Origin of the sequence: Streptomyces sp. T12 (assembly GCF_028736035.1) — a bacterium.
Classification (GTDB): domain Bacteria; phylum Actinomycetota; class Actinomycetes; order Streptomycetales; family Streptomycetaceae; genus Streptomyces.
The window spans coordinates 676,059-687,985 of the sequence record NZ_CP117866.1 but is presented as its reverse complement, the minus strand read 5'-3'; the positions used below and the strand labels follow the sequence as shown (position 1 = coordinate 687,985).

Genomic DNA, 11,927 nt, shown 5'->3' with positions numbered 1-11,927 from the left:
TGTCACCGAAACGTCGAAGCGCATCGATTTGGATTCCTCCCGCCCTCCCCGCGTCAGTCCTCCGGGCGACTCCGCGTCGGCCCGCCCGCCGGTCAGCTCCACGGAGACGAAGGGCCGCAACGACATGAGCACGGAGACGAACCGCCGAGCCGTCCTGCGAACAGCCGCCGGCGCAGCGGGCGCCGCCTCTCTCTCACTGCTGCCGGCCGCCTGCGGAGGCAGCGACTCCGGTGCTGGCAAGGACGGCACCAGCAGCAAGAAGGACTTGGCCGCCGCGCTGCCCGCCCATGTGCCCAGCATGGTCGGCCGGCCGGACACGGCGTCCGTCGGACTCCCCAACAAAGCGGTCACCGAGGCGGGTTACCTCACTTTTCCCGCGCACCCGAAAGGCAAGGACGCGTCATGACCCATGTCCCGCACTTCTCCCGCCGAGGACTGCTGGCCGCCGGCGCGACCGCGGCCGCACTCCCTGTGCTCGCCCCGTCCGCTGCCTCCGCTGCATCCGCCGGCGCGACCGGCAAGGTCCGACGCACGCCCTACACCTTCCGCAACGCCGAGATAGTCGGCGGCGGCTTCGTCACCGGCATCGTCTTCAACCAGAGCGAACCCGGACTGGTGTACGCCCGTACCGACATCGGCGGCGCCTATCGCCTCGACACGGCGTCCCGGCGGTGGATCCCCCTCACCGACTGGATCGTCTGGGACGAGTACGGACACACCGGCATCATCAGCATCGCCACCGACGAGGTCGACCCCGACCGCGTCTACCTGGCGGCGGGCACGTACACCCTCCCCGAATGGGACCCGAGCATGGCGGCGATCCTGCGCTCGACGGACCGAGGCCGCACTTGGAAGACCACTCCCCTGCCGTTCCGGCTGGGCGGCAACATGCCAGGCCGGGGCATCGGCGAGCGGCTGGTGATCGACCCCAACCGCAACAGGATCCTCTACCTGGGGGTGCGCGGGGGCCACGGGCTGTGGCGCAGCACCGACCACGGCAAGACGTTCGCGAAGGTGACCAGCTTCCCCAACGCGGGCAACTTCGTCATCGACCCCACCGACCCCGACGGCTACAACGGCGACAACCTGGGCGTGCTGCAAGTCGTCTTCGACAAGCGCACCGGCAGAGCGGGCCGGGCCACCCGGACCCTCTACGTCACCGTGGCCGACAAGGACAACATCCTGTACCGGTCCACCGACGCGGGAGCGACCTGGGAACGCGTGCCCGGGCAGCCCACCGGCTTCATCCCGCACCATGCGGACTTCGACCACGTCGGCGGCTACCTGTACTTGGCGACCAGCGACACCGCCGGACCCTACGACGGCTCCAAGGGCGACGTGTGGAAGCTGGACACCGCCACCGACACCTGGACCCGCATCAGCCCGGTCCCGTCGACCAGCGACGACAACAAGTGGGGGTACAGCGGCCTGACCATCGACCGGCAGAACCCGGACACCCTGATGGTGTCCACCCAGGTCAACTGGTCCCCCGACTGCATCCTCTTCCGCTCCACCGACGGCGGCGCGAGCTGGACCCGCGCGTGGGACCTGGACACGAACTCCGAGCGCACCCTGCGCTACGACATCGACATCTCCGCCGCCCCCTGGCTGACCTGGAACGCCTCGCCGTCGCTTCCCGAGATGGCCCCCAAGCTGGGCTGGATGATGGAGTCCGTCCAGATCGACCCCTTCGACTCCGACCACTTCATGTACGGAACCGGCGCGACGATCTACGGCGCCGACAACCTGACCGACTGGGACAGCGACCGCACGGTGCACCTGTCCGTGCGGGCCCAGGGGTTGGAGGAAACCGCTGTCATGTGTGTGATCAGCCCGCCCGTCGGCGCGGCGCATCTCTTCTCCGGCGTCGGCGACGTCGGCGGCTTCCGGCACACGGACTTCCGCAAGGCGCCGAAGATGTACGACAGCCCGACCTTCGGCGGCACTCCGGCCCTCGACTACGCGGAGCTGGCGCCCCACACCATCGTGCGGGTCGGCCACCCCACCAGCGGCTGGACCCAGCACTTCGCCATCTCCACCGACAGCGGCGCCACCTGGACGCCGTCGGGCAGTGAGCCGTCCGGCGCCACCGGGCCCGGAGTCGAGGACCAGGCCGTCGCCATCAGCGCCGACGGCAGGCAGATCGTCTGGTCACCGGCCGGTGCGCCGGTCAGCTGGTCCGACGACCACGGAGCGACCTGGACGGCGTCGAAGGGGCTGCCGGCCGGGGCCTCCGTGCGCTCCGACCGGGTGAACCCGGCGAAGTTCTACGCCTACGACGCCGGGGTCTTCTACCTCAGCACGGACGGCGGCAAGAGCTTCAAGGCCACGGCGGCGACCGGTCTGCCCACCGCGGGGAACGTCCGGTTCAAGCCGGTCCCGGGTCACGAGGGCGACATCTGGCTGGCCGGCGGCACCACCAAGCCCACCACCCCCACACCGTACGGGCTGTGGCGGTCGACCGACTCCGGAACGTCCTTCACCAGGTTCACGGCGGTGAACGAGGGCGACGTCGTCGGATTCGGCAAGGCCGCGCCCGGCGCCAAGTACCCCGCCGTCTACACCAGCTCCAAGATCCATGGCGTGCGCGGCATCTTCCGGTCCGACAACGCGGGCCGGACCTGGACCCGTATCAACGACGACCGCCACCAGTACGCCTGGACCGGCAACACCATGACCGGAGATCCCCGGGTCTACGGTCGCGTCTACTTCGGGACCAACGGACGCGGAGTCATCTACGGCGACCCGAAGTGAGGTCTGACTCCCGGTCATCGCGCTCCGCACCCGCCGTCCCGAAGGGGAGACCGACGTGGCCCTGCCGCCACGGCAGGACGACCGACTTCTCCTCTCCTGTGTGATCCCCCCACTCAGCACACATTCCGGAGGGCTGATGAAATTCCGTATCGGCTGGGCCGCGCTTCTCGCGGCTCTGGCTCTCGTCTTCACCCTGCCGAACTCGGCAGTGGCAGCGTCACAGACGTACTGGTTCAAGCACTACTCGACCGGCGGCAACGCCTCGACGTGGTACGCCAACGACAACTCCTGGGGCGTGAACTCCCCGACCGGCACCGGCTTCGTCGCCATGGTCAACGGCAAGGACTGGGGCTGGTCCTCCCCGGTGACCACGCTCCCCAAGAAGATCGGCAACGTCAACCCCAACAACAACTCGTGGTTCAGCCAGTCGGCGTGGCCGAAGTCCGGCTCGCGCTACAACGCCACGTACGACATCTTCATCGACCCTTACCCCGAGCCGAACAACCGCAACTCCAAGACCGAGCTGATGATCTGGCTCAACTGGTCCAACACCCAGCCGCTGGCAGACCGCTACGACGGGAACGGCAACGCGGTCCCGACCGTGACCAACGTCAGCCTGGGCGGCCGCAGCTGGGACATCTACGACTACAACTGGCCGAACGGCGACCACACCCTCAGCTTCCTGGACAGGAGCAGGTCCGGCTGGTGGTCCGGCAGCCTCACCCCGTTCTTCAACTACGGCCTCAACAAGGGCCTCTACACCAACGACCACTACCTCAACAGCGTCATGGCCGGCTGGGAATTCGGGCCGGGTGACTACACCGCCCACTCCTGGGGCGCCGTGGGCTTCTGACGCCGAGACAAGCAGAGGGGCGGACGAGTGACCGGCCGCCCTTTGCCGGTAAGTACCGCCCGACTCTCCGTACGGAGGGTCGGGCGGCCCGGTCCGAGCAAGGATGCAATGACTTCTCCTGGCTCGACGCCCCCATCGAACGCCTCCACCAGGTGCTGGACCGTATCCGCCTGCCCTGCACACTCCCAACTGCCCACCGCTCCTCCCGCCGTTCCACCGCGCTGCACTCCGCACACGCCGTCCGTCACACAGGCGGTGGTGCGACGTCACGCCCTTCGCGTGTTGTCCACGTTCCCTCACCCCGCCGCTTCACCATCTCCCCATCCGGAGGAAGTCCTCATGCCTCTCACCGACTTCGGCCATGACGAACTCGTCGGCTACCGACCGGTGTCGACCGCACCGCACGACTTCGACGCGTTCTGGCAGCACACCCTCGACGACGCCCGATCACAGGGCGGAGCGGTGAAGGCCGAGCGCGTCACGGACCGGTTCCGGCTGCGCACCGTCGAGGTGGACGACCTGCGCTTCCCCGGCTGGCAGGGTGAGCCGGTGGCCGCCTGGCTGCTCCGCCCGCGCGGAGCCGAAGGCCCGCTGCCCGTCGTCGTCACCTACAACGGCTACAGCGGCGGCCGTGCCCTGCCCACCGACCACCTCTTCTGGCCCGCCGCCGGCTACGCCCAGCTCGTCGTCGACAGCCGAGGCCAAGGCCACGACACCCCGGACCGGACCCTGGGCGACGGCACGCAGTGGGTCGAGGGATTCATGACCCGCGGCATCGACTCGCCCGAGAACTACTACTACCGGCGCCTGATGACCGACTGTGCGCGGGCGGTGGACGCCGTCGCGGAAGTGCCCTCCCTCGATGCCCGCAGGATCGTGGTCGCGGGCGGCAGCCAGGGCGGCGGACTGGCCCTCGCCACCGCTGGACTCCTGGGGGACAGGGTGGCGGCGGTGATGCCCGACGTGCCGTTCCTGTGCCACTTCCGCCGCGCCGTCCAGATCACCGGCGAGGGCCCCTACCCGGAAATCGCCAAGTACCTGCGCTGGCACAGCCGCCACCGCGTGGAGCCGACGTTCGCCACCCTCGACTACTTCGACGGCGTCCACTTCGCCCAGCGGGCCACCGCACCGGCCCTGTTCAGCGTCGGCCTGATGGACCCGATCTGCCCGGCCTCCACGGTCTACGCCGCCTTCAACCACTACGCGGGTGAGGACCGGACCATGACCGTCTGGCCGTTCGCCGACCACGGCGGCGGTTGCGGCTCCAACCCACCCGTCCAACTGGACTGGCTGGCCGAGCGCGGACTCGCACCCGAGCAGTGACCCTTGCACCGCAGCCACCCGTCTCCGTTCGGGGAACGACCGTCTCACCCGATCACAAGGAGCGGCTGACGCGGACGCAGCCAGGGCCTCACCCAAGCGCCCCACCGCACACACGGAAGCAGCACTCCGCCCGGGCTGCCTCCGCCGCCGTGCGCCGGTGGCATGTTCGCCGGCTGAAGCCCGGGCGCCAACTCCCTGCTCAGGACGCCCCCTCAGCGCCTCCGCCTACCCGATAGGCACCCGGGTCTCCACGGGTCCGGGACGTCACCCTGGACTCCGTCGGTGACACCGAGGCCGGTGAACGGTCCCGGGCTCGGTGTCCTTCCGCGAGAGGCCGTCGACATCAAGGGCATCGGCGACGGCGGCCGCAGCTGGAACGGCTTCAAGGCCGAGCCGGTGGCCGAAGCCCAGGACGGCCGCGTCGCGCTCGCGGCCGACGGCTCCACCATCGTCTGGACCCAGGCCGGTCAGGCCCCGTACCGCTCGACCGACAACGGGGCGAGCTGGTCGAGGGTCAGCGGCCTGGGCAACGACGCCGCAGTCGTCGCCGACCGCTCCTCGGCCAGGACCTTCTACTCCCTGTCCGGCGGCACGCTCTACGCCAGCACCGACGACGGCGCGACCTTCACCGCCCGCGCCGGCAACCTGCCCTCCGGCAAGCTCACGGCCATCCCGGGCATCGCCGGGGACCTGTGGATCTCCGGCTACGGCAAGGGGCTGCTGCACTCCACCGACGGCGGCCGCACCTTCACCACGCTCAAGACGGTGCAGTCCGCCTCCGCCTCCGCCTCCGCCCTCGGTTTCGGCAAGGCCAAGCCGGGCACCGGCTACCAGGCCCTGTACCTGATCGGCACCGTCAAGGACGTCACCGGAGTCTTCCGCTCCACCGACAAGGGCGCCACCTGGCTCCGCGTCAACGACAAGGCCCACCAGTGGGGCGCCATCGGCGGCGTCGGCGTCATCACCCGCGGCCCCGACACCTACGGCCGCGTCTACGTCGGCACCAACGGACGCGGCCTGCAGTACGGCGACCCGTCCTGACCCAGGCACCCGAGCGGGGCCGCAGGCACAACGGCCCGCGGCCCCGCCATGGCTGAGGAACCTCGCGGAGGATGGATACCCGTATCAGGTAGCCCAGCCCGGTGAGGAGGGCAGTCCCCGCAGCTTGGTCTGCTGTCGTGGGACTGCCCTCAACCGATCGGGCGTCTCCCCGCGCGGTGGTAGGGGTGGCGAGTCAGGGGAGCGTGGTCCACTTCTGGTTGTTCTGGCCGTTGCAGGTCCACAGGATGACCGGGGTCCCGCCCGCGGTGGCGGCCCCGTTGACGTCGAGGCACAGTCCGGCATGGACGTTGCGGACCGACCCGTCGGAGCCGACCGTCCACTTCTGGTTGTCCTGGCCGTTGCAGGGCCAGATGATGACCGGCGTGCCGTTGGTGGTGCCCTGGTTGTAGGCGTCCAGGCACTTGTCGCCGTAGACGCGGATCTCGCCGCCGGCCCAGCTGGTCCATAGCTGGTTGGCGGCGGTGTGGCAGTCCCAGATCAGCGTCGTCGTCCCAGCCGCGGTGGCGGCGCGATCAACGTCCAGGCAGCGGCCGGATGCGGTGCCGCGCAGGCGTGCGGTGGTGGCGGCAAGCGGGCTGCCGCCGGTCATCTTGAACACGGCGACGCCGTGCGCGGGGACGCTCGCGGAGATCTGGCCGGAGGTGCTGGACGTGGCGCCGGTCCACAGGTCGGTGAGGGTGAACGAGCCTCCGGTCAGGCCGACCTGGGCGGCCGTGGTGGTGATGGTCGTGGTGCTGCCTCCCCGGTTGAACAGGCCTACCGCGGCCGAGCCGTCGGACAGGGGCTTGGCGAACACCTCGGTGTCGCCGTCGTCGCGCACCCGGCGTCCGCCCGCGCCCAGCGGGTCCTGGTTCACCGCCAGCAGGCGGGGGTTGCGCAGGATCGCGCTGACGTCGGCGGACATGGTGCGGATGTCGTTGCCCGCGATGAGGGGGGCCGAGAGCAGCGACCACAGGGCGAAGTGGGAGCGGGACTCGGTCAGTGACAGTCCGGGGCGGCCGACGACCAGCATGTCGGGGTCGTTCCAGTGACCCGGGCCCGACTGAGCGGCCAGCGGTGCGGTGACGTCCAGGACGTTGCCGACGCCCATGGGATAGCTGTTGGTGTTGTTGTTCTGCCAGATGTCGAGCAGGTCCTCGGTCGTCCGCCACAGGTCGGCGACCTCGCCCCAGTTGTACGTGGCGCCGGTGATGGCGTGGAAGCTGTTGGGGTTGATGCTGTAGACGATCGGTCGCCCGGTGGCGCGCAGGGCGTCACGCATCAGCGTGAAGCGCGCGACCTGCTCGTCACGGGTGCCGCTGGAGGAGCACCAGTCGTACTTGAGGTAGTCGACGCCCCATGAGGCGAACGTGTTGGCGTCCTGGGCCTCGTGGCCCTTGCTGCCGGTGGAGCCGGGGTAGGTGCCCACGCCCTGGGCGCAGGTCTTCTCGTTGGGTGCCTGGTAGATGCCGAACTTCAGGCCCTTGCTGTGGATGTAGTCCCCGAGTGCCTTCATGCCGCTGGGGAACTTGGTCGGATTGGCGCGGAGGTTGCCCGCCGCGTCGCGCTGCGGGTCGAACCAGCAGTCGTCGACCACGACGTACTGGTAGCCCGCGGCCTTCATGCCCGAGGACACCATCGCGTCGGCGGCCTGGCGCACCTGCGCCTCGGTAATCCCGCACCCGAAACTGTTCCAACTGTTCCAGCCCAGCGGCGGCGCGAGCACCGGGCTGCCCGGCGCGGCCTCGGCGGTCGTGCCGGCGGAGGCGGTGACGCAGGCGGAGAGCGTCAGCGCGGTGGCTGTGAGGAGACGCAGCAGTCGTCTGTGTATGGGAACCATGGAGGGTTCCTTCCTGGGAGATAGAGCGGAAGCCGCTTGTGACCGTGCCTGATAGGCACGGTCACAAGCTTCTGGTCATGTGCCCGCGGGTCAGCGCTGCAGGGTGAGCAGGCCCGGCCGGTACGGCAGGTTCACGTAGTCGGTGCCCGGCGGGACGTTGGGGGACAGGCCCTGGTAGAGGAACTGCAGGTTGCAGGGGTCGATGGTCATGGTCTGGTCGGGGTTGTTGCGGACCAGGTCACCGTGGCTGATGCTGTTGGTCCAGGTGGCGCCGCTGTTGGCCTTGCCCGCGAAGGGGTTGCTCTCGGTGGCGGCCTGCGGGGTCCACGGGCCGTTCAGGCTGGTGGCCGTGAACGAACGGAAGAAGCGGTCCTCATTCACACCGCGAGCCTCGACGATCATGAGGTACTGGTTCTGGCCCTGGACCTTGTAGACCTCCGGCGCCTCGAACAGGTTCTTCTCCGTGTCGGTCATGACCGTCGTGTACGACGAGCCGAAGCTGCTCGGGAAGTTCCCGATCGGCATGGTCGACTTGAAGATGCCGCCCTTGTCATTGGCGAAGAACAGGTACATGTTCTGGTTGTCGGCGATCAGGGTCGGGTCGATCGGGCCGCCTACGGGGAGGCTGCCGGTGAACAGCGGCTGCGCCGCGGACCAGCCGTTGGGGTTGGTGGGGTCGCTCGACGTGCGGTAGACGAAGGGCCATTGGGTCCCCCACCCATTTGAGGCCAGCACCCAGATGTTCTTGGGCGCGAAGTAGAACAGTTTGGGCGCCACCGCCGACTGGCTCATCGCGGTCTGGCCGGCCGAGCCCATGTCCGACCAGTTCGTGAAGGGGCTGAAGCCCATCGAGTGCCAGTTGCCGTCGGAGTACGTCGCGTAGACCAGGTGCTTGCCGTTGTACGTCGTGGTGGTGAAGTCCTTCAGCGAGGCCCATCCGTTCGCCGGCTGCGCCAGCGGACCGGTCGAGGTCCACCGGTAGGTCGACGGAAGAGAACACGTGCTGCCCCCTCCGGACAGACCGCTCCACTTCTGGTTGCTGCCGCCGTTGCAGTTCCAGAGCTGCACCGCAGTGCCGTTGGCCGTGGCGCCGCCGCTGACGTCCAGGCACAGCCCGGACTCCACTGCGACGACCGTGCCGTCGGGGTTCACCCGCCACTGCTGGTTCGTACCGCCGTTGCAGGACCAGATCACCGGCCGGGTCCCGGCCGTGGTGGCGTGGCCCGGAACATCCAGGCACTTGTTTCCGAACACGGTCAGTTGGTTGTTGTCCGTCAGCGTCCACTGCTGGTTGGTCCCGCCGTGGCAGTCCCATATCTGCAGGTTCGTGCCGTCGGTCTGGCTGGCGCCCGGCACATCGAGACACCGGCCGGAACCGGCGCCGCGCAAGGCGCCGCTGCTGGCCGCCTGAGCCGGGTTGGCGACGAGTGTCGCCGCCGAAGCGACCAGGGCCGCGAGCGCCACAGACAGATGCCTGCGGCTGAAACCACGTCTGCGCATGGGGGGGCTCATTCCTTGAGTAAGCGGTTCCGGTTGGCCCCGTCAGAGGCTGTCCGGACTGTTGGTGCGCTACGACCCGACCGTGTTCGTAATATCGAACGATGGTCGAAGTCTCGCGTAAGCGGGAGGGTGGAGAGCGACCAGAATCTGCTTCCGGGGAGGGCCTCAGTTCCCCACGATGCGCCACCGGTTGTCGGCGGTGCCGTTGTCCGAGTCCTGGACTGCGAACGCGCCGACAGCGGTGGAGTTGTCCGCGATGGCGAGCAACTTGCCGCTGTTCGCGTTGCGGATCTTGTAGGTCCCGTCTCCCTGGTCGAGCAGCGTCCATATGTGGTCGGCGGTGCCGTTGTCCGACCACTGCAGGACGGTCGCGCCGTCGGTCGTAGACATGTTCAAGACGCCGAGCACCTTGCCGCTGTGGGCATTGCGGAAGCGGAACCCGTTGCCGTCGGGGATCATTTGCCAGTTGTGGTCGGCGGTGCCCGAGTCGTTCCACTGCAGAGCGCGGCCGCCGTCGGCCGTGGACATGTTCTGGATGCCCAGCACGAGACCGCTGCCCACGTTGGCGAGACGGACGGTGCTGGTGCCGCTGGTGTCCCAGTAGACGGTGTAGTTGTGGCCGTGCGCGTCGTGGAACGGGCCCAGATTGACGGTGGAGCCGTTGGCGGTGGCGGTGAAGGCGAGCGAGCTGCTGCTGGTCCGTGTGATCGAGGACGTGTTCAGCGACGGGAGGGAACTGAGGGCGGAGTTGCCGTAGTTGCCGGACAGGACCACCGGGCCGTAGGTGATCGCGGCGACGTTCGCGTTGTCGTTGGCCGCTCGCATGACGATCCGCATGGGCAGGCGGACGGTGACCGTGTCGCCGGAGGCCCAGGAGCGGTTCAGGGTGGCGTAGCTGCCGGGGGTGGTGGTGATGTTCTGCGCCGTGCCGTTGACGCTGATGGTGGCCCCGGTGGTCCAGCTCGGGATGCGGATGCGCATCGCCCAGGTTCCGCTGACGTTGCCGGTGACCTGCAGGGTCGTGGTGTCGCTGTTCGGGTATGTCGTGGTCTGGGTGACCGTGATTCCGCGCTCTGACCAGTTGAGCACCGAGGGCACGAACAGGTTCACGATCAGCGTGTTGTCGCTGCGGAAGTAGATGGAGTCCATCAGCCTGGTGTGCATTTCCAGGCCCGTGCCCTGGCAGCACCAGAAGGTGCCGTAGTCGGTGCTCCAGGTGCCGCCGCCCCACGCCGGGCCCACACCGCGTCGGGCTCCCGGGTTGAGCGGGGTGAAGTAGGTGACGTGGCCGTGGTTGTCGGCCGGGTTCTGCTGGCCGATCATCTGGTTCAGCCATGCCCGCTCGTAGTAGTCGAACAGGGCGGCCCGGTTCGGGTCCAGCGCGAACAGCTCCCGGGTGAGGGTGAGCATGTTGAAGGTGTTGCAGCTCTCGCACGTGTCCTTGTTCAGGAAGCCGGCGATGGCGTTCGTGGCGCGGAAGTGCTCCGCCTGGCTGTTGCCGCCGATGACATAGGTGTGCGCGTTGACGGTGATGTTCCAGGCGTTGGTGGCGATGTCCCGGTAGCGGGTGGTGCCGGTGGCCTTGTACTCCCGGGCGGCACCGATCCACTTGGGTACCTGGGTGTTGGCGTGCAGTCCGTTGAGCTGGTCCTGGTTGGCCGCCAGCGGGTCGAACACCGCGGCGTGGTCGAACCGCCGGGCGACGGTGAGCCACCGCGCGTCGCCTGTCTGCTGGTAGAGATCGGTCAGCACGGTGTTCATGCCGCCGAACTCGGTTTGCAGCATGGCCTGCATCTGCTGGCCGCTCAGCCGGCCGGTGCGCCAGTCGACCCATCCCGCCAGGGCGAGCAGCACGTCCCGGGCTTGTGTGCTGCCGATGTGGCGCCATACGTCCAGCAGACCGACGAGGGTCTTGTGGATGGTGTAGTACGGCACGTTGCTGGTCTGGGTCCGCTGCTCGATAGCGGTGAAGTCGGACTCGGGGTAGCCGGAGAGGTACCCGGCGTTGAAACCGGCGGCGCTGTTGTTGGCCTGGCATTTGGCCAGTTCCGCAACCATGTGGGTTGCCTTGTCCCGGCAGGTGGTGTCGCCGGTCACGGCGTACAGCTGTGCCCATGCCGTGAGGAAGTGCCCTTGGACGTGGGTGCGGAAGGGGAAGTCAGGCGCGTCCCAACCGCCGTTGGCAGCCGCACCGTTGGTGGACAGCCGGTGGTTGGCGCGGAAGTTGTACAGCAGCCGGTCGACGTCGACGAACCGCAGGTAGTTCTGCGTACGGTTCTGGTTGTCCAGCCACCGGCTCGCGGTGAGCCGGACCTGGTCGAGACCGAAGGGGTGCGCGGAGACCCCGATATCGGCCCTTGCAGGGGGGATGGCGGCATGGGCGGGAGAACTGCCGATGAGGGATCCGGTGGCAGAGGCGACCGCCGTGGCCCCGGCTGCTTGCAGGAGACGCCGTCTGCTGACGGAGGAAGACATCTTGAACCTTTCGGTATGAGGAGAGTGACTGCTTGGTCGTGGGTGCGTTCGCTCACATGTCCGACGGTCGGGCGCAGCACGTCCCGGGCTGGTCTGCTGCCGATGCGGCGCCATAGAGCCAGCAGGCCGGCGATCACAGCG

7 protein-coding genes and 1 pseudogene are annotated in these 11,927 nt (G+C 68.6%); 5 read left to right on the top strand and 3 right to left on the bottom strand.

Annotated features, from left to right (window positions below; translation table 11 throughout):
* The first annotated feature begins 124 nt into the window (after nucleotides 1–124).
* From PBV52_RS03100 to PBV52_RS03080, 5 genes and pseudogenes are all read left to right on the top strand, one after another.
* On the top strand, nucleotides 125–406 hold the full coding sequence (locus PBV52_RS03100; RefSeq protein ID WP_274236701.1) for a hypothetical protein: 282 nt from the start codon (nucleotides 125–127) through the stop codon (nucleotides 404–406).
* Nucleotides 403–2,754 (top strand): xyloglucanase, encoded by a 2,352-nt coding sequence (locus PBV52_RS03095; RefSeq protein ID WP_274236700.1) that lies wholly within the window; start codon nucleotides 403–405, stop codon nucleotides 2,752–2,754. The genes PBV52_RS03100 and PBV52_RS03095 overlap by 4 nt, the downstream gene beginning before the upstream one ends.
* A gap of 136 nt (nucleotides 2,755–2,890) precedes the next feature.
* Complete coding sequence (locus tag PBV52_RS03090; protein WP_274236699.1) at nucleotides 2,891–3,607, top strand: cellulase B precursor; 717 nt, start codon at nucleotides 2,891–2,893, stop codon at nucleotides 3,605–3,607.
* 339 nt (nucleotides 3,608–3,946) lie between these two features.
* Nucleotides 3,947–4,930 (top strand): acetylxylan esterase, encoded by a 984-nt coding sequence (locus tag PBV52_RS03085; RefSeq protein ID WP_274236698.1) that lies wholly within the window; start codon nucleotides 3,947–3,949, stop codon nucleotides 4,928–4,930.
* Between the two features lie 357 nt (nucleotides 4,931–5,287).
* Nucleotides 5,288–5,971, top strand: a pseudogene (locus PBV52_RS03080) (WD40/YVTN/BNR-like repeat-containing protein); the annotation flags it as partial.
* Nucleotides 5,972–6,164: 193 nt separating this feature from the next.
* Here the strand turns inward: PBV52_RS03080 and PBV52_RS03075 are convergent.
* From PBV52_RS03075 to PBV52_RS03065, 3 genes are all read right to left on the bottom strand, one after another.
* Nucleotides 6,165–7,811: an RICIN domain-containing protein gene (locus PBV52_RS03075; RefSeq protein WP_274236697.1), complete on the bottom strand. Its 1,647-nt coding sequence runs from the start codon at nucleotides 7,809–7,811 to the stop codon at nucleotides 6,165–6,167.
* A 90-nt stretch (nucleotides 7,812–7,901) separates the two neighbouring features.
* On the bottom strand, nucleotides 7,902–9,311 hold the full coding sequence (locus PBV52_RS03070; protein WP_274236696.1) for a non-reducing end alpha-L-arabinofuranosidase family hydrolase: 1,410 nt from the start codon (nucleotides 9,309–9,311) through the stop codon (nucleotides 7,902–7,904).
* A gap of 165 nt (nucleotides 9,312–9,476) precedes the next feature.
* A complete protein-coding gene (locus PBV52_RS03065; RefSeq protein WP_274236695.1) occupies nucleotides 9,477–11,786 on the bottom strand; it encodes a beta-L-arabinofuranosidase domain-containing protein in 2,310 nt (769 codons plus the stop codon).
* Nucleotides 11,787–11,927 lie beyond the last annotated feature (141 nt).